Origin of the sequence: Bernardetia sp. Wsw4-3y2 (assembly GCF_037126295.1) — a bacterium.
Lineage (GTDB): Bacteria > Bacteroidota > Bacteroidia > Cytophagales > Bernardetiaceae > Bernardetia.
Genome location: NZ_CP147018.1, coordinates 121,207 through 141,348, shown reverse-complemented (window position 1 = coordinate 141,348; position 20,142 = coordinate 121,207). Strand labels below are relative to the sequence as shown.

The 20,142-nt window shown below is 30.6% G+C and carries 14 protein-coding genes and 1 other RNA gene; 3 read left to right on the top strand and 12 right to left on the bottom strand.

Going from position 1 to position 20,142, the window contains the following annotated elements; translation table 11 throughout:
- Nucleotides 1-151 precede the first annotated feature (151 nt).
- The 6 genes from V9L05_RS22065 to V9L05_RS22040 form a co-directional block, all read right to left on the bottom strand.
- Nucleotides 152-1,579 carry an HTTM domain-containing protein gene (locus V9L05_RS22065; protein WP_338815710.1) on the bottom strand — a complete coding sequence of 476 codons (1,428 nt, stop codon included), beginning with the start codon at nt 1,577-1,579 and terminating at the stop codon, nt 152-154.
- Between the two features lie 330 nt (nt 1,580-1,909).
- Entirely contained in the window at nt 1,910-2,068 is a 159-nt protein-coding gene (locus tag V9L05_RS22060; RefSeq protein ID WP_338815709.1) for a lmo0937 family membrane protein, read from the bottom strand.
- A 191-nt stretch (nt 2,069-2,259) separates the two neighbouring features.
- On the bottom strand, nt 2,260-2,445 hold the full coding sequence (locus V9L05_RS22055; protein WP_338790825.1) for a CsbD family protein: 186 nt from the start codon (nt 2,443-2,445) through the stop codon (nt 2,260-2,262).
- A 127-nt stretch (nt 2,446-2,572) separates the two neighbouring features.
- Nucleotides 2,573-2,764 (bottom strand): hypothetical protein, encoded by a 192-nt coding sequence (locus tag V9L05_RS22050; RefSeq protein WP_338790824.1) that lies wholly within the window; start codon nt 2,762-2,764, stop codon nt 2,573-2,575.
- A gap of 463 nt (nt 2,765-3,227) precedes the next feature.
- The gene (gene gyrB / locus V9L05_RS22045) at nt 3,228-6,563 is read right to left on the bottom strand and encodes a DNA topoisomerase (ATP-hydrolyzing) subunit B (protein WP_338815708.1); all 3,336 of its coding nucleotides are present in this window, start codon (nt 6,561-6,563) and stop codon (nt 3,228-3,230) included.
- 187 nt (nt 6,564-6,750) lie between these two features.
- Nucleotides 6,751-7,662 (bottom strand): hypothetical protein, encoded by a 912-nt coding sequence (locus tag V9L05_RS22040; protein WP_338790822.1) that lies wholly within the window; start codon nt 7,660-7,662, stop codon nt 6,751-6,753.
- 238 nt (nt 7,663-7,900) lie between these two features.
- Between V9L05_RS22040 and V9L05_RS22035 the strand changes: the two genes are divergently transcribed.
- Nucleotides 7,901-8,098: a hypothetical protein gene (locus V9L05_RS22035; RefSeq protein WP_338790821.1), complete on the top strand. Its 198-nt coding sequence runs from the start codon at nt 7,901-7,903 to the stop codon at nt 8,096-8,098.
- Nucleotides 8,099-8,169: 71 nt separating this feature from the next.
- Here the strand turns inward: V9L05_RS22035 and V9L05_RS22030 are convergent, their stop codons facing one another.
- Complete coding sequence (locus tag V9L05_RS22030) at nt 8,170-8,721, bottom strand: hypothetical protein (protein WP_338815707.1); 552 nt, start codon at nt 8,719-8,721, stop codon at nt 8,170-8,172.
- A 333-nt stretch (nt 8,722-9,054) separates the two neighbouring features.
- On the opposite strand from V9L05_RS22030, the gene rnpB reads away from it, so the two are divergent.
- An RNA gene (gene rnpB / locus V9L05_RS22025) (RNase P RNA component class A) lies at nt 9,055-9,558 on the top strand.
- 74 nt (nt 9,559-9,632) lie between these two features.
- Here the strand turns inward: rnpB and miaA are convergent.
- The 5 genes from miaA to V9L05_RS22000 form a co-directional block, all read right to left on the bottom strand.
- The gene (miaA, locus tag V9L05_RS22020) at nt 9,633-10,643 is read right to left on the bottom strand and encodes a tRNA (adenosine(37)-N6)-dimethylallyltransferase MiaA (RefSeq protein ID WP_338815706.1); all 1,011 of its coding nucleotides are present in this window, start codon (nt 10,641-10,643) and stop codon (nt 9,633-9,635) included.
- 38 nt (nt 10,644-10,681) lie between these two features.
- Nucleotides 10,682-14,140: a PAS domain S-box protein gene (locus V9L05_RS22015; RefSeq protein WP_338815705.1), complete on the bottom strand. Its 3,459-nt coding sequence runs from the start codon at nt 14,138-14,140 to the stop codon at nt 10,682-10,684.
- Nucleotides 14,141-14,246: 106 nt separating this feature from the next.
- Nucleotides 14,247-15,092 carry an IS3 family transposase gene (locus V9L05_RS22010; RefSeq protein ID WP_338811879.1) on the bottom strand — a complete coding sequence of 282 codons (846 nt, stop codon included), beginning with the start codon at nt 15,090-15,092 and terminating at the stop codon, nt 14,247-14,249.
- A 50-nt stretch (nt 15,093-15,142) separates the two neighbouring features.
- Nucleotides 15,143-15,526 carry a transposase gene (locus V9L05_RS22005; RefSeq protein WP_338811880.1) on the bottom strand — a complete coding sequence of 128 codons (384 nt, stop codon included), beginning with the start codon at nt 15,524-15,526 and terminating at the stop codon, nt 15,143-15,145.
- Nucleotides 15,527-15,698: 172 nt separating this feature from the next.
- Nucleotides 15,699-19,025, bottom strand: a complete 3,327-nt coding sequence (locus tag V9L05_RS22000) for a two-component regulator propeller domain-containing protein (protein ID WP_338815704.1) — start codon at nt 19,023-19,025, stop codon at nt 15,699-15,701.
- A 298-nt stretch (nt 19,026-19,323) separates the two neighbouring features.
- Here V9L05_RS22000 and V9L05_RS21995 point away from each other — a divergent pair, with 298 nt between their 5' ends.
- Nucleotides 19,324-20,088 (top strand): toxin-antitoxin system YwqK family antitoxin, encoded by a 765-nt coding sequence (locus tag V9L05_RS21995; protein WP_338790816.1) that lies wholly within the window; start codon nt 19,324-19,326, stop codon nt 20,086-20,088.
- The last annotated feature ends 54 nt before the right edge of the window (nt 20,089-20,142 follow it).

Sequence of the window (20,142 nt, the reverse complement as noted above, 5' to 3'; positions counted from 1 at the left end):
AAGTTGTCAATAATACACCGACAACAACTTAGTTTCGAAACCCTAAGGGTTTTCAAAACCCTTAGGGTTTAAAAAAATATTCACTAATGTTTACAAAGTTAAATGATAATAGTGATTTTAAAAATAGGCTTTCTCTCAAAAAAAGTAAAATTTAATCGTTTGGGTCTTCATTTTTATCTTCTTTTTTTATGTATTCTGTTTCTGTAAGTGGAGTTACCCAATTATAGAGTCTCCAACTTCGTTTTTCTTTTGTCAAATCTACACTTGAATCAATAAAAGACTGTTTTTTTCTTCCATTCAATGACATTTCTGATTCTACTTTTATAATTGGTTCTATATAACCTTTTTCTTCTTTATAAATTTTTTCTAAAAAATGAACATATTGAAGAATCATATCTGGGTCTTTTTCCATTTTTCGAAGTTGCCTGTACGACAAATGCACACTAGGATAGGCAATTTCTTTTTTGTCTGATTTTGCATCGCTTACTTTAAAAGTTGTAATTCCTCTTTTTGTTCGTAACATCATTCTCCAAGAAAAAAAATGTCCTTGTTCTGTCCAACTTGGGTCTTCTCCATAAAAAAAAGCTCTCCAAGGAAGAAAAAACTGTACAACAAAAAATAAAGTAAAGAAGGAATAAACAAAGTTTTGATATAACTTTGATTTATCTGAATACTGAAAAAAGTGAGTATTCTTTTTTGGAAGTTGTTTATCAAAATACTTGAAAATCCACCAATTTCGAAAAACAGAAGGAGGAAAAAATAGAGCTGTTGCAGCAATAGAAAACCAAGGAAAAGTACCAATTCCGAATGTGAGCGCATTAATAGCATGAAAAAAGATAGCTAAAATAAAAGTTACCTTTCTCGTTTTTTTCCAAATCATCAGAGGAACAACAAGCAAATCAAAAACAATTCCACCATAAGCAACCAAAAAAGCATGATATTTATGAGCAAGTAAAATTCCTAAATAAGGAACAGGATGGTCTTTTTTTGCAGCCAGCCAAATTTGCATGGGTTGAGCGTGAAGCCAATCAATATTTAACTTTGCAATTCCTGCATAAATATAAACAATACTGAGCTGAAAAATAATGCAATAGACTGTCCAAGCAGGTATTTCAGAAGACTTTAGTTGAGGATTTTGATGTGCATCAACTGAAAAAGCTCGGTTTGCAGGAAGAAAAGCAAAAACTGAAAATAATATGCAGTATAAATAAACATGGTTAATATACAATGTCTTTTCCATCAAAAAAATAGAAGTAGCCGAAAAAAACATGGCAATACAGGCAAAACGATATTTAAACCCAAAAACTACCATCAAACCTAAAATAAAATTTACTCCAAAATGAATATACATCATTATTGGTTCTGACCAAGGTTTTATAAAAGGGGCAAAAGAATATGAAAAATGATAATCTCCAGTTATAAGAGTTCTTCCATAAGGTGATAAAACTCCTCCACAGAGTTCAATAGTCATCAAAAGTCCTAAAGTAATCCTTGCATAAATCAAAGGAGCAATATCAATGGGATGATTAAGAAAACTCTTTATTTTATCTATTTTATTGGTTTTAGTAGTTGTATTCATAGCACAAATATACACTAATTCCTTTTTTTTGAACAAAAAAGAAACCTTTACAAATCAATTAAATTGACTTGTAAAGGCTTTGTGTTTCGTAATATATCTTGAGTTAAAAGCTTTTTTTTCTGTATTTTTTAAATGATAAAGCTAACAAGGCTATTACTGGTAACATGTGGATTGATTTATCTAAATCGTACCAAAAGAATCCTAAACACCAAGCAATAAATATGATAACTACCATTGTATAGAAAATGAATTCTAAACTTTTCATGTACTTAGCGTAATAAAATGTATGATAAAATTAAATAGAAAGGAAATCAATTTTTAATAGTCAAACTATATAATTTTTCCACCACGAATAACACGAAGTAAAACTGCAATAATAGCAACAACTAAAAGAACGTGTATAATTCCACCTGTATAAGCTCCAGTAAAGAAACTAACAGCCCATATAATAACAAGAACAACAGCGATGATATATAATAAATTACCCATAATAAATAAAGATTAAAAAATTGAGATTAAAAAATGGAAGATTTGGTTGTCTTCTCTGAAAATTGAATAGTATTTTTTGGTCGGAAAGGTATAGAAATTAGAAAGAAAACGTACTTATCAGACCACCGTAGCTTCTGCATCATTCATTTCTTTCTAATTTTATAAAAATGAATTTTTATATTTTTGATTGACTAAAGAGATTTAATCATCTTGACTACTTCATCTCTTGTCTTACCAAGTTTTTGTTGAATTTTGCCTAACATTTGGTCTTCTTGACCTTCTGCGTATGTTAAGTCATCATCAGTAAGTGAGCCGTATGATTTTTTTAAACGACCTTTTACTTCGTTCCAAGTTCCTTGATATTCTAGCTTGTCCATAATAATAAAGATTAAAAAATTGAGATTAAAAAATAAATTGCTCGTTGAATGAATTAGATTTATACTCTAATAACGTTGGTGTATTAACATTTTTTATTTTTTTTTGTTTTAAAAAATGTATTTTTTTTTATCCTTCTACTTTTCCACTTGTGGTTTTGAAAAGTCCCATTCCAGAAAGGAAAAAGATAAAACCAAGTACGGCAAAAATCCAAGGATTTTGACTAGAAAGGTTTTGTCCGAAAATACCGAAGACACCTATTACTAATCCAATAATACCTAAAAGGATAAGAAAAATGCTAATTATTGCTTTGAAATTCATGATTTGTAAAATTTATGTCTATATGTAACAAGACTAGGTAAAAAAATGGAAATTAGAAATTGTTGATTTACTAATTTACTTAATAGAGTTTTTGATAAATGTTTTCTGTTTTTTTTGATTTTTGACAGTATTCTTAAAATAAGTTTTAAAAAAATAAGAATAAATACTTTATTTAGTAGAATAGTTTGAGAAGGAATATAAAAAAAATGATAGTTTCCTTTTCTAAAAAAATGACTTTAATTAAATTAAAGTGAGAACTATTTAAAGTGTCTGTCTGCTTATATATACTCTGATTGATGAAGAAAGGTTACACAAAACATGAAAAAAAATAGAAATAATTTGTCTATTTTTTAAAAACCTTATTTTTGAGGTATATAAGCACAAAAAAGCCATAAAAATAATTAAAAAATATTTTTATGGCTTTTTTAATATAAGATTGTCAAAAATAATTTTGACGATTTTATCAAGTATCTACACGAGCATAACGAGCATTTTTCTCAATAAACTCTCTACGTGGAGCAACCTCATCTCCCATAAGCATAGAGAAAAGTTGATCTGCAGCAGCAGCAGACTCTACATCTACACGCTTCATACTTCTCGTTTCTGGGTTCATTGTTGTTTCCCAAAGTTGCTCTGGGTTCATCTCTCCCAAACCTTTGTAACGCTGTACGCCTACTCCATTCATATTTCCACTTGAGCCACCGAGTTCTCTCATCGCTTGTTCACGTTGAGGTTCATCCCAACAATAAACTTGCTGCTTACCTTTCTTGATAAGATACAGAGGAGGTTGAGCAATATAAACATACCCTTTTTCAACCAAATCTTTCATATAACGGAAGAAAAGTGTCAAAATAAGTGTTCTAATATGGCTACCATCAACGTCTGCATCGGTCATGATTACGATTTTGTGATAGCGAAGTTTATCAAGGTTTAGGTATTTTTCGCCATTCTCATTTTCTCCAAAACGAATACCCAATGCTGTAATAATATTTTTTATCTCTTCATTATCATAAATACGATGTTCTTGTGCTTTTTCGACATTCAAGATTTTACCACGTAAAGGCAAAATTGCTTGTGATTGTCTGTCTCTTCCTTGTTTGGCACTATTATGAACAAAAACCCCAGAAGCTAAAGCAAAATTGTGAGTATTCGGAACTTCAATATCAAATACATCTTGAGTTTCTTCCAAAAACTCTACACTTATTACTTTGTGATTGTAATTTTCAACAGCTTCTAAAACTTTTTGATTATCCCCATTAAAAAAACGTTCTGAAAAATTATTTACTTTCAATACATTTTTCTTCTTCGGATAGTCACTTCTTTTGATTTTATCAAAATTTTCTAAAGAGCCATGTTTTTCCAAAACTTCCTTCATTAAAGCAATGGTACCATCAAAATATGTCTGATTATATGCCTTTGAACGAGATTCTCTAAATTCTTCTGTCCATTGTTGTTTAGTAGTTTCGCTTCTCCACAACAATAATTCTTCATCATTCCATTGTTCCTTAGCTATTTTAGAAAGTTCTTCTCTTTTTTGAGGATTTTCTTCAAAATAACTTTTTGTAGTTTGGGATTGCTTATTTTTATTTTCTTCTTTACTCCAATATTCTTGTTGCATTTGATTCAAACGCTCTACATTTTTAGGAGCTTTACCATTTGGAATTAGAAGTTTTTCCCTCATCATTTCCATATATTGCTCATCATTCCATTGAGCTTTCGCTTGTTCGGAAAGTATTTTACGAGTTTGAGGTTCTTGCATTCTCTCACTCATTTTTATACGAAAAGCAGGTTCTTTTTTAAGTTGCCTACATTTTTCTATTACATCTGGTCTATGAAGTGTTTTTTCTAAATGCTGTTGATGAATAATTAAGTGTTCCTCTTTAGAAAATCTTTTAATATTAGATGGATTATTATTTAGCTTATTGAAATCAACATGATGTCTAGTATCACCATCTTCCAATGCATCTAAATTATTCCTCAAATTATATTGATCAGCTAACATATGAGTAAAAATCCACTTACTATTTTTTGGATTAGTTACCATTTCATAACCTTCTATAGTAATTCTTCCTCCTATTTTAGATATTTTTTTATAGAGAGGCATTAAAGAAAAACCATTTTTTAAATCTTTTGCTTCTACATACTCACCATTTCGAAGCATAAACTTATGGTCTGGCGTACATTTAATTTTCTCTCCATTGTCTAAAGTAACTTGAACTAAATTTGCTTTTTGTTTAGTTCTACGAGGATATAAGATTTTTTCAATACCTATCGAACCATCTTTAAGAATAGTATAACAGTAATTTTGTTTTCCTTGTGAGGCTTCTTTGATGAGTTCTATAAAGCTCAAATTTCTACCATCTGTTAGAGCTACTTCTGTTGTACCAACAAAACAACCACCTGCTGAATCTCCCTCTACGAGATAAATTTCACACTTTTCTGGGTCTTTTTCCGAACAATCAGCTAATTTCCCTGGAAGTCCTGTTCCACTAAGAGCCGTTTTACGCTGAACCATTTCACGAGCCTTTCGTGCAGCCATTCTAGCTTGTGCAGCTAAAGTAACTTTTTGAATAATGATCTTAGCTTCTTTCGGATTTTCTTCTAAATAACTATAAAGTGCGTCAGCTACACATGTTTCTACTGCACCTGATACTTCAGAATTTCCTAATTTTGTTTTTGTTTGTCCCTCAAATTGAGGCTCCATTACTTTTACAGAAATTACAGCAGTCATTCCTTCTCTAAAATCACTTCCTGAAAGTTCTACTTTTTTGTCTGTTAAGCCATTTTTATCAGCATAACTTTTCAAAGTTCTTGTCAAGGCACGATAAAAACCTGTAATATGTGTTCCTCCTTCTATTGTATTAATATTATTTACATAAGAAAATACATTTTCAGAGTAAGAAGTATTGTAAAGAATAGCTACCTGAACTGGAACATCATTTTTGTCTCCTTCTACATAAATTGCATTTGGAATAATGGCAGTACGGCTTTTGTCTAAATATTCTACAAACTCACGTAGTCCACCTTCTGATAAAAATGTTTCGGTTACAAAATTTCCTTTTTCATCTTTTTCACCAAACTCTTCTCTTACATCTGAAAGGGTAATTTTTACACCTGCATTCAAATAAGACAGCTCACGAAGACGATTAGCAACGGTTTCATATTTAAAAACTGAATGTGTAAAAATGCTTGCATCAGGATGAAAAGTAACTTGAGTTCCTGATACATCAGTCGTTCCTATTTCACGCACCGAGTATTTAGGTGCGCCACAAGAATATTCTTGCTCAAAAATCTTCCCATTTCTGTGTACTTCTACTCTCAAATCATCTGATAAAGCATTTACACAGGAAACACCTACACCATGAAGACCACCAGAAACTTTATAAGTATCTTTATCAAATTTACCTCCTGCGTGAAGTACTGTCATTACAACTTCTAAAGCAGAACGATTTTCTTTTGTATGAATATCAGTAGGAATACCACGACCATTATCTCTAACTGTGATTGTATTTCCTTCATTTATGGTTACATGTATCGTATCACAATGTCCAGCAAGAGCTTCATCGATAGAGTTATCTACAACTTCCCAAATCAAGTGATGCAATCCTTTTATACCTACATCGCCAATATACATGGCTGGGCGTTTACGTACGGCTTCTAATCCTTCAAGAACTTGAATATTATCTGCGCCATAATTACCTCTATCATTATTTTCTGAGTTATCTTCTGGAATAGGAGAAACTGTATTTTCTACATCTGTTTCTACTATTGCGTTTTCCTCTTTATTATTTTCTGCCATTTTAATTATTACTAATTGTTTTTGCGTTTTTACTTTTTTGATTTAATACGTTTTTATCTGTCTTAACTAAAATCCTTACTAGATAAAAGGCATATTTCATTCCAAAAATTATTATACAAATATACACAAAAAACGCATCTATTACAATTATAATAGACATTGCATCAAAAGAGTAATTGTTCTTTTTTTAAATTTTCATAATATATGGAAAAGCTAAACTGAGCAGCATGGAAGCAATAACAGAAGTTGTAACTAAAACTACTGTAATAAAACGAAGTTGAGTTAAAATTGAATCTTTTTTATTTTGTGAGTAAGCATCTAATTTATCGATACGTCTCAAAATTTTTTGGTCTTTTAGATTAGTCTGGGCTGTAAATCCCGTTTCTTGTCGGTAACCAATATCATAATCTACTTCTACAAAATGCTGAAAAGCATCTTTATAGGCATTTAGGTAGGCAAGATATTTATATTTTTGTTCTAATTCATAGGTGTTGCTAACAATGTTTTCGGTAAGTGTTTCAAAATTTTTTTTCCATTTATTTAATGAAATGCTATCTAATCTATTTATAAAATCTTTTTCATGTCTACGAAGCTGTAAAACTAAAACTTTGTCTATGTGAGGTTGAACTTCTAATAAGCGTATATACTCTCTCATTACGCCTTCCAAACCATAATCTTTATATCCTCTTAATCTTATCTTGCGTGCTAATTCTTTCATCATATCTGTACTGAGCTTAACTTCATATTGCAGGGAATCCAAATTCTTAGTCATATTCCACTTTTTGGCTTGAGGAGATGTTTTGATGGAATTGATTGAACCTAAGATTTGTGATTGATTGACAATATACTCTTTCAAAAAACGACTGTGTCCTGTTTTATAAAACTCTTCATTGAGTGGTTCATTTAATAAAAAATCGCTCCTTAATTTTGATAGATTTCGAATATGGATATGTAATTCATGAACTTTATCAGCCAACAGATTTATTGATTCGACACGTCTAAAAAGCCAAAAACTGAGTGTAGCCACAGCAAAGGAGAGTAAGGTGTAAATCAAAAAAGCTATAAAAATACGTTGGCGTGGATATTTTAATTTTATCATTGTACCCTAAATATCTAATCATTTTGTGTTTTATGCAAATTACTAGCTAATAAGTACGCAAAAATTACAATAAGCTACTAAATAATCGCTTTAAATTAAATTTTGAGAAACATGCACTCAAGACTTATACAAGTGATAAAAGCTCTGATATTCAAGTTTTTATATAATTTGATGGACTTAATTTTGTATTAGTTAAAATAAAAAATCCTGTCTTACAAAATTTTCATACTATAAAAAAATGCACACACTTAAAATTAATCTGTTTTCTTTTTTACCTTCATTCTCTTCTTCAAAAAAAGTAGTTTCTGATTTAAAAAGTAGTCCAAAAAAGCCTTCAAAAAAAGAGAATTCAGAAGAACCTTCTACTGAAAGCGACTTACCTGCTTCTCAAAAGGAGAGTGCTGCTATATATTATCTTCCTGTACATTTGATGTAAAAACAAAACACGCTTTTTGCATAATTTTTTTATACAAAAAACGTGTCTTATAATAACCAATACACTTGATTTTATTTTCTAAAAATCCAGTTGATAGCATTTTCTTTGCTCATATAAAATCTACATTCATAAGGCAACATTTGCTGTAAATAACTAACAACATAGTCAATTCCTACTTTGTGCATAGGAGCATTTGTACGTAAAATAGCCAACTTAGCTGATTCTATTTCTTGTTTTTGCATACGAGGAATCCAGTCTAACATCAACCAAGCACGGGCGAACATACTGACATAGCCCAATTCCATAGCATCAATCAATAAACCTGTAATACCATAGAGATAACTAAACTCAAGTAATTTGTTCATAACTTCCTTGTATTGCTCGTCAGTTATGTCACCTCTCCATTTTAGAGCTAGAATACCATCTTTGATAGCTTCTTTATTTGTTTTATCTTTTGGGATATAACTAATTCTAGCGAAAGGTACTTCAAAAAGAACCGTATTATAAATAGGAACCTCTACAGATTTTGTATCTAACCTTTTTTTATAGGCAGTATGAGCATCATCAAAAATTTGTTTTTTTGAAGCGTACTCTTCTTTATGTATTGTCTTAAATGAATGCATTATTATATAATTATTAAGGGGAAAAAATTTAAAGCAAAATAAAAATTAGAAACTAGTTAGTTATAGAGAAAGTTTATAATAAAAATTAGACACAACTAATATAATAAGGGAGGGAATAATTTGTATCTAAATTTGTTTAAAACTTGCTTTACACTTTAAAAAAATTTCTTTTTTGTTAGTTTTTTGCTTTTATCAAAAAATAATGCTGTAAAATTGACAAAATATTTTGATATTTGCTAAACGATAGTGTAATTTGAAACGAATTTAATGAATTTTTTGTTACTTTTTCTACTAAATTTTAGATTATTTAGGAAAAGTCTTAATATTATTAACTTAATAGGTCATCTTATCGCTTTCATATTTCTTATTTGGTAACTTTTTAAAGTAAGAAAATCAGAAAAATGGAAGAGGAAAGTCTGAGCAGCACAGAGCAACATGCTTCCTAACGGGAAGGCTATACCAAGTTAAAAGAAGTTGTAAGTATAGACGGAAAGTGTTACAGAAAATAACCACCTTTTTACTTTTTTGAAAAAATGAGTGGAAAGGAAAGGGTGAAAAGGTGTGGTAAGAGCGCACCGACAGAAAAGGCAACTTTTTTGGGCGAATAAACCCCATGTGCTGAAAGACCAAATAAGTCTGCGAATGTTTTTATTCTTATTTAATTATGAGAATAAATACAAAAAAGTTGCTCGCTGGAGCAGACGGGTAGGTCGTTAAAGCTGTTTTGTGAAATGCAGCATAGATAAATGATAGGACAGGTTTGTTTTTTATTTTAAATGTAAATTAAAAATAAAGACTCAAACTGGACAGGACTCGGCTTATAGACCTATTTTTACAATTTATTTTACATTAAAGTCAGTATGTTGAATCAAGATTCGATATACTGACTTTTTTATAACTATTATAATTAATCAACCTTTAGTCAATTGACTTTTAATGAAATTAATTAATTTTTGTTTATAGTTTGGTTGTGAAATATCGAACCAAACATATTCTTTGTCTTTACGAAACCATGTCAATTGTCTTTTAGCAAATCGTCTTGTGTTTTGTTGAATAGTTGAAATAGCTGTTTCTAAGTTTATTTTTTCTTCTGTTTTTTCGTTATTATCAGTATCAAGATATTCAAAAATTTCTTGATACCCTACTGTTTTTAAGGGTGCAAGATGAGCGTATTCTTTCAATGATTTTACCTCTTCTACCAATCCGTTCTCAATCATGAGCAAGACTCTTTTATTTATTCGTTCGTAAAGTTCTTCTCTAGGTCGGTCTAACATTACCTTGATGAAATCAAAGCCTAATTTTTGCAATCTCTCTGTTCTTACTTTTTCTTGGTTTTGTGCATTTTTTTTCCTGAACTCTGAATAGCTGCAGCCTGTGCTTCTAATTATTTCTAATGCTCTAATTACTCGTTGAGGATTATTTAAGTCTGCTTCTGATGCGTATTCTGAATCTTTTTCTTGTAACTCTGAAACTAAACTATCTAGCCCATTTTGTTTCAATTCTTGATTTAACTCTTCTCTGAATGTTGTTTCGATGGTTGGTATTTCATCAAATCCATCACAAATAGCTTGAACAAAAAGTCCAGAACCTCCTGTCAGAATAAGGATGTCATTTTCTTTGTTTCTAGCTTTAAATAAATTATTAATAACAGATAAAGCCTCTTTTTCAAATTGCCCTGCTGATAAAGGATTTTGAATAGAATGAGAATCTATAAAATGATGTTTGATTAGCCTAGAAGTTCCTGTTTCTGAAATGAAAGTCATCTCCTCACGTGTAGGCTTTGCTGTTCCGATGCTCATTTCTTTATAAAACTGTCTTGAATCAGCTGATATAACTTCTGTATCAAAGTAAGCTGCTAATTCTGTACATAAAGCTGTTTTTCCTACAGCTGTTGCTCCTGCAATTACAAGTATTTTTTTCAATTTGATTTATATTTTTCACACTAAAGTACAAATTATATTTAATTATTTCTGTTTTCCTTACTATTATCCAACTCAGCAGGAATAAATAATTTTTCTAATTCATCTTTAGTTTTTGGTTCGAAACTAGGTAAAATTACCATAAAAGTAGAACCTTTTCCAAGCTGACTAGCAAATTTGAGTTCTCCCCTTAGTTTTTCAACAGCCTGACGAACAATATAAAGTCCCAAACCATTTCCATCAGAGGTTTCGTTTCCACGATAAAACATATCAAAAATGCGTTCTTGATAGGCTTTATCTATGCCTACGCCATTATCAGTAATTTTCAAAACAAACTTTTTGTCTTCTCTCAAAGCAGTTTCTACTATAATAACTGATCTTTTTTTGGTTCTGTCTACAAACTTAATTGCATTTGAGAGTAAGTTTCTCAAAATTACATTTAGTCTTAAATTATCAGTATAAACAGCTCCTTTTTGACTTGATTTAATTTTGAATTTTATTTCATTTGCATAAGGTAAAAAATCTAAATCAGCAATATTTTTATGAATTAAATATTCTATTCGCAAAGGTTCATAATTAGTTTCCAAATTACTTGTCTGAGAATAATTAATGATGGATTGTACAAATTCGTCAAGTTTATGAATTCTTCCTCTAATCATTCTGATATGAGAAAGTGCATTTTCTTTGTCAATTTCGGCAATATTTAAAAGACCTAAAATCGATGTAAGAGGAGAACGCAAATCATGTGAGGCTTTATAGACAAACTGATCTAATTCATAGTTACTTACTTTTAGTTCTTCTAAAGTTTGACGCAACATTTCTTCAGCTTCTACTTGGTCGGAAATATTTTCAATAAACATTACAATAAATGCAGGTTTTTTATCATCATCTTTTACTACTGAAAGCGACAGATTGAGCCAAATGGTATCTCCATTTTTATGAATATAACGTGTTCGCATAGAGTAACCCTCACTTTTTTCATTCAGAACACGACGAAGCTGCATAATGTCTCTTGGCAAATCTTTTGGATGTGTTATTTCCCTCAATTTTTTGATGCTAAGTTCATTTTGAGAATAGCCAGTCATTTTACAAAAATGAACATTGAAAGCTGCCCACGACAAATCTATTCCGATATGAGCAATTCCAATCCCTGCTTGTTCGAAGGTAGAACGAAATTTGAGTTCACTTTCCTTTAGTAACTGTTCTGTAATTTTTCGCTCACTAATATCTCTTACAATAGCTACAAAACGATTTTCTCCATCATCTAAATCTACATATTGCAATAAAAGAGCAACAGGAAATTTGCCTCCACTTTTATGTAAAAAGGTTGTATCTAAGTTGATTTGATGATTCGTATTATTTACAACATAAGAAGTAAGTTGTTGAAAATCTTCAGGATTAATATCACTCATAAGGTCAATGAGCTTCATGGCACGAAGTTCTCCAAACGAATACCCAACAGCTTCTGTCGCTCCTTTATTAGCATAAATAAACAAATGCGTAGTAGCATCAAACATAAAAACACTATCTTTGGTAACATCTAGTGTTCGTTTGAACTGTGCTAGAGAACGCATAATCTGTGCTTTTTCCTGCTCAAATACTCTTCGTTCACTAATATCTCTGATTACATACAGATAGCCAATTATGCTTTTGCTAGAGTCATAAACAGGTGTAGAAATAGTTTCTGAATAAATTAACTTTCCATTTTTAGACTTCAGAGCAATTTCGAAAACAGACATTTTTTCCATTATGTCAAAATGGTCAGAAATTAGAAAAAAGCTCTCTTCTTCAAATAGGCTTGAAAAAACTTTTCCTGTATATTCCTCTTCATCATAATCTAAAAGTTTTTTTATAGCAGGATTTACCCATTCTATTTCTAGATTTGGATTAGTAAAGACGACTCCATCAGGAAGTGAGTCTAAAATGAATTGTAACATTCTTTTCGTATTGTCTAACTCGTGGTTAGCAAGAATGCGTTGTGTCACTTCTGTATCTACTCCCTCAATGCGAATAGGATTTCCCTCTTTATCTACTGTTACTTTTACATCTGTCTGAATCCATTTCGTGTTTCCTTTTCTGTCTATGATGCGATATTCATAAGATATACTTTGTCCTTCTCTTGCTTTTTTACGAGATTCATTGACAAGTTTTATGTCCTTTGGATGTACCTTTTTTAGCCACGCATTTGGATCATCTTTTAATTCTGCTTGTGAAATATCATAAATTTTTTCCACAGCAGCAGAAATAGTAAGTAATTTATCTTTTTTGACATCATACGACCAAAATACATTATCTAAAGACTGAAAAATGCCTTCTAATAATTCTTTTGTATTCCTTAAATCTTTTTCAATACTTTTCTCTTCAGTAATGTCTTTTGAAGAAAGAATAAAAAACTGTTCTTTATTACGATTATAAAAATCATTAATATATAATTCGATGTCAATCAATGCACCCTTTTTTTGCTTTAGCTTCCAAAAACGTTTTGCAGTAGTGTTTCCTCTGCGAGCTTTTTTTATAGTATTAATGCTATCTTCTGTTTCGAAATCAGGTACAATTATAGAATATACTTGACCAATTAATTCTTCTGGATTATAGCCAGTCATGAGTGCATATTGTCTATTTACATTTACAAAATAGCCCCATTCATTAATAACAGCTAATCCAATTTTGGCTGATTGAAAGATTGACTCTCCAAATGTTTGACTATCACGTAATTTATTCTGTACTTCTTTTGATTTTGTAAGGTTTCTCACTAAAGCAATATAAACCGTTTTTCCTTTTTCAAAATGAGTTTCGTTTAACGAAACACTTAAAGGAAATTCAGTTTGATTTTTGTGTTTTGCAATTAATTCTATATTATGAATGACCTTCAAATCAGAAGAAGACTCTGTTACTAGCTGCGTAAAACGTTCGGGTATAGGTTGGTTAGACAAAAGTAATTCTATTGATTTGCCAAGTAACTCTTCTTCTTTGTAACCAAAAATATTCTCAGCAGCAGGATTAACCAAAGATATAATTCCCTTTTCATTGATAACAAAAATACCATCAGGAACAGTTGCTAGGATAGTATTCAACTGCTTTGTCTGTATGGCTCTTGTTTCAATAAATGTTTCTACTAAATCAGGATTAATAGTAGTTGATGTATAAGCAATGGATATATAAACGTAATTTTCTTTTGTAGAAATTGTAGAAATTTTGTATTCTTCTCTATTATTTATATTATTTATGAAGCTATACGATTCAATTATTTTTTCATTTATTTTGATACGTGTTTTGTCAAGTTGATTTATTAACCTAGTAATCAATTCTTTAACACCTATTTTATTCTGCCCTTCAATTCTTTTTTCTATTTCTTCTATAAAACTTTCTCCAATTAAGAATTTTTCTTCTCTTTGAGCAAGTTTTTCCATAGCAGTATTGGCGTGCAGGATACGATTATGTATATCTAGCACACAGAGAGCTTCTGTAGATAGTTTAAAAAAGGGGCTTGTATGAGGCATCAACGACCAGCTTTACAGATAATATAAATACGGTTATCCAATATTTGTCTTTAATTTGTCTAGTCCTGAAATAGTGTTACAGTTTTTTAGATAGATTAAATATATATCAGGCAGTCTTAAGATTGTCTGATTTTTCTTTTTTATAGGTTCTTATTTCAATATTTTCCTTTTGATGTGTTTGCTCTGGTGTTTGCATATATAAAGAAAAATGAGGTCTTTCTTGATTATATATTTGTACACTTTGTTGTACTAATTGTTTCATCCAAGTCAAATACGATTGTTGAGTTTCTAGTAAAAACTCTTGTTTGAGAATACCATTGACACGTTCTGCTACTGCATTTTCGTAAGGGTCATAACATTCTGTCATACTACAACGAATACGATTTTTAGTTAAAATCGTCTGATATTCATCACTACAATATTGGACACCTCTATCTGAATGATGAATCAATTCTCGTAACGGATAATTTCTGTTTTTCAATGCCATTTTTAAAGCATTTGAACAACCAACAGTCTCTAAGCTATTAGAAACATCAAAACCAACTATTTTCTTTGAATACGCATCAGTAACCAATGCCAAATACATCGGATTTTCTCGTGTTCCAATATAGGTAATATCACTTACCCAAACTTGTTCTGCTCCATCTACCTTCAAGTTTGCAATTAAATTTTTATGCTTTTTGAAACGATGAAAGGAGTCTGTAGTAACATGATACCTCCGTTTAGGTAAAATAAGAAGATGATTAGCTTCCAAAATACGAAATAGTTTATCTCGTCCCACTTTTAAAGCCTTTAAAGGAATTTTTAAAATGTGGTAAAGTTTACGAGTACCCACTCGTGGCATTCGATGTCTAACTTCTTTGACTAAATCAACTACTTTTTGAGCTAATTCTTTGTATTTATCTGTCCGAAATAAAGAATAATAATATACCCGTCTAGATATCCCAAGCAATTTACAGGTCTTTTCAATACTGGTTGCAGGCTGTTCACTAAATGAACTAACTACTTGGGGTTGGAGTTTTTTCGTATAGAAATTTTATATTCTTTTTCGGCTAAGTCAATCATCATGTCAAACAAAATGGCTTTCTTATCTAAGGTAGATAATTCTTCTTGTAGAGTGGCATTTTGTTTTTTAAGAAGACGAATTTCCTGCTCTTGTTCCATTAAACGTTGTTCTGCTGTTTTCATAGGACGAATTACTTTATAAGAATGATCAAAATTACCGTATTTTTTTAACCAGTTCACAACAGTATGACGACATTGAATACCATAATTCCGTTGTGCTTGAGTTATTGTAAAAAGACCTTGTTCTATTTCCTTAACTACTTGAAGTTTGAACTGCATGGTATAGTCTTTCTGTGTACGTTTTACATAGGTACGTTCCATAATAAAATTGGTTGTGTAACACTATGTTAGGACGAGACAATTTATGAAAAAAAAAACACTTCTGTGATTTTTATTTAAAATAACTCTTTTTTTTTGATTTCAAGATTAATTTAAAAGTTAACTTTTGTATACTATGAATTAGTGTAAAACATAGTTTTGTGAAACTCATAATCTAAATATTTACATCTAGTTTAGCTCCTATAATTAAAATATCATCAACTTGTGGGTATTCATCTTTCCAATCTTCAATAGTATCTTTTAAGATTTGATATTGTTCTTTCATAGGTAAATGATGAATTTTTAATAGTAGTTTTTTCAATTTACCTTTCATAAATTTTCTATTTTGTTCCCCTCCAAATTGGTCTTGATATCCATCAGAAAATGTATATAATACAGTAGGAGAATCAATCTTGATAATATGATTTTTATATTTTATACCTTCTTTGTCATAATAATTTCCACCTATAGAAAGTTTATCAGCCTTTACTTCATGTAATTCTCCATTTTGGATATAAATCAATGGGTTTTTTGCGCCAGCAAATTCTACTGTATGAGTTTTCTGATTCCATGTCCAAATATTCATATCCATTCCATCACGATTATCTGTTTCTCGTTGTCTTAAAATATTACTTATTTCCTCATTAAGAACATTAAGAATAAGACTAGGTTGTGTAATAGAATAGTCTTGAATTACTTTATTGAGCAAATCATTTCCTATCAAAGACATAAATGCACCTGGTACACCGTGTCCTGTACAATCAACAGTAGCTACAACTATTTTTTCACTTTGTTTTTCTATCCAATAAAAATCTCCTGAAACTATATCTCTGGGCAAAAATAATATAAAAGACTCAGGCAAAAGTTCTGTCACTTGTTCTAGGGCAGGAAGCATTGCTACTTGAATGCGTTTGGCATAATTGATACTAGATATAATATTATGATTTTGTTTTTCGATCAGAAGATTTCTTTCATCTACTACTTGCTGTTGAGTAATCAGTTCTTCGTTACTAGATCGAAGTTCGACAGTACGTAATTCAACAATCCTTTCTAATTCTTCAGCTTTCATCTTAATTCTCTTTGTTCTTGTAGCTACTACTCCCCAAATGCTTCCTACAACTAAGAGAACTATCAATCCAATAAACCAAAGTGTTTCGTAAATATGAGGTTTAACAATAACTTCTACACTTGCACCTTCATTATTCCAAACACCATCATTATTAGCTGCAATGACTTGAAAATTATATGTTCCGTTAGGAAGATTGGTATAAATTGCTTCTCTTTTATTATTTTTTGCTACTACCCAATCTTTATCGAAGCCTTCTAATCGGTATTTGAACTTTACTTTTTCAGGTGCACGAAAACTAAGTGCTGTAAAATCAATAATGACACGCTGTTGCTCAGGTTTCACAATTACTTTTAAAGGTTCTAAAAATAACTCATCATCTAAGAAAACTTTCTGTACATATACAGGAGGACGATGAGAATTGATAGGTAGAAAATTAGGGTTGATTTGTAAAATACCATTGTTAGTAGGAATCCAAATTATTCCTTGAGGAGAGATAATTGATTGAGTTGCTCCCTTACATTGTTCGGAACGCATACCATCATTTTTGTCGTATTGTGTCCAGTTTAAGTCTATATCTTCTCCATTGGCTAAAGAATTGAGTTCATTTTTATTTATGCGTAGCACTCCTCTATTGGAAGAAAACCAAAAATACCCCTTCTCATCTTCTACAATATCAAAAATAGTTTCGTTTGGTAAACCATTTGCTCCATCAAAAACAAATGCTTTTTTATCTTTCCAACGCACCAAACCAGCATTAGTAGCCAGCCAAATTATATTCTGTTTATCACAATAAATATTAAAGATAAGATTAGTAGGTAATCCATTTTCAGTAGAAAACAAATCAAATTTATCTCCGTTTTCTATAGCTAATCCTCCATTATTTGTTCCTACTAAAAGATTTCCATCATTATCTTCTGTTATTGCCATCACAAAATCAGCCGTAAATCCTCTTTCTAGACCAACTTTGGAAAAACTATCTTGATCTGTTTTCCTGTCTTTTTTGTATTCTACCAATCCTTCTCCTCGTGTCCCTATCCAAAAGCGACCTTTTGAATCTTGATAGGTAAGTCTCAAAATATTAGTTGGAAGCCCATCTTTTGTAGTAAATAATTTTTCGTTTCCCTTAATATCTTTCCTTAATAGACCGTCATAAGTAACTATCCAAACGGCTCCTGCGCTATCTTGACGGATATTGAATATTTCTTGATTAGAAAGTTTACTTTTTATAGGGTAATCAAACACTTTATTTTGTATAGGATTTATACGATGAACAGTTCCATTACTTGTTCCAACCAAAACATCTGTATTATTGTAAATCCCCACAGAGTTTACAGAAGGGTAAGCAAGTCCTTCACGAACAGTGTAATTAATAAATTTTCCATCACGCAAACGACACAGTCCATGTCTAGCTGTCGGAATCCATAAATCTTCTTCTTGATCTAACCACACCGAACGCACATCATCAAATGCTTCTCCTGTATCAGTGGTAAGAAGTTCTAATTTCTCTGTCAAGACATTATGACGATAAATATTATTACGAGTAACAATCCAAAAATTACCTGCTGGATCAAACCTCATATCATGAATTCGTTCTTTAGCAAGCTGTTCGAATTGTCTAGTAAGTTTATTGTCTTGATACATAAATATACCATCATAAGTACCTGCCCAAATTCTTTTGGTATTATCTAAATATAATTTTAGTGTTCGTGGATTTTCCACATCACAAGCAACTTTTAGAATTTGATTGTTTTCTATAGTTAGTACCCCTTGATTTCTTGTAGCTAACCAAAATTTACCCCTTGGATACTCTAAAATATCATAAATAGATTCCGAAGACAATTCTTTAGCAAAAAGAGGTTTGAAAATCTTGTTTTTTATATCATATAGTAACAATCCCCTAGAACGAGTGCCAATATATGCTGAATCACTATTATCTAAAACATGAATTGCTTCAATATACTCTTTTTCTAAACCATGTGATTTGAATACTCCATTTTTGCAACTTACTAATCCACTACCTTGTGTTCCTATCCAAAGCGTACTATCTTTACTTTCTTTGAGATAAGTAATATTATTTGTTTGGAATTCTTTTGTGGTATTTTTTGTATAAATATCAAAACTATTTCCATCAAAACGTAAAAGCCCATCATAACTTCCAATCCATAGATATCCATCTTTGGTTTGGATGACTTGCAAAAGTGTACTAGAAGGTAATCCCTTTTCACTATCCCAAACATCTATTAAAAATTGAGAGAGTTGTTTATTAGGGTCAAAGGGAACGTGTTTATTTTGTTTTTGTGCATTAACAATAAGTGAAACAAAGAAAAATAAAATCAAGAGTAATCCTTTTACTAAAGATTTTGAAAAGAAATTCTCAGCAAACTGATGAAGGTATTTTTTTAAAAAAGAGATAGTTGATAATTTTTCTCGCAATTTTTTCAAGGGGAAAAGTAGTCTAAATAATGTACAATTTTGAGCAAATAATTAGATAGTAAGTAGTACAAAAATAACATTTTTTTTGATTTATCAAACACATTTTTAGATTAAATATTAAAAATAGATATAAAAATAGCTAAAATCTTTGTTTGACTGCATTCATAAAAGAGATTTGATTATTTTGTTTTTTTTATTTTAAATTTATGTAGCTTGCCTTACTAAGAGCAAAAAAGTAGTATGATAATTGGGCTTGATGATAGGACTCTTTTATCTATAAGTATCTAAACAAAATTATATGAAAAATAAGTATTATTCAAATGTATATTTAACTCTGTATTTACTTGCTTTTTTATTATTTAGCTTTATACAAAATTCTGTTGCACAATCAAAAAAGCAAGAGTTTTATAAAAGTGGAATACTAAAAGCTGAGGGAAAAGAAGTAAAAGGAAATAAAGAAGGATATTGGTTCTTATATTATCCAGATGGAACAACAATGGCTTTTGAGAACTACCAATACAATAAACTTAATGGAACATCAAAGTATTATTCACCAGATGGAAAGCTAGAGCGAAAAGAAATATGGATAAACGGAATGTTACAAGATTCAGCTTTTTTTTATTATCCAAATGGACAAGTAAAACGTACAGGTATTTATCGTGATGGTGCGTATGAAGGTCTTTGGCTAACTTTTTATGAAGATGGAACTCTTGCAAGACGAGTTTTTTATACAAAAGGACAATTAGACGGGTTAGTAGAAGAATATTTTACTGATGGAAGTGCAATTCAATCAGGAACATACAAAGATGGACAAAAACAAGGTTCTTGGACATACTATGATCAAAACGGGATTGTAATGAGTAGAGGAGTATATAAAGAAGGAAAAAAAACTGGATATTGGATTCACTATGATGAAGAAGGAAAACCCAAATATGAAGGTCAATATAAAGAGGGAAAAGTAACTGGCGAGTGGTTTTATTATAAAAGAGGAAAACGAAAAACTGCCAAGAAAAACAAACTACCTATTAAAGAACTAGAATTTGAAGAAGAAAGCAATGAATAATTGTGAATGGTTAATTATAAATGGACTACTTTCATTCATTTATAATTAACCATT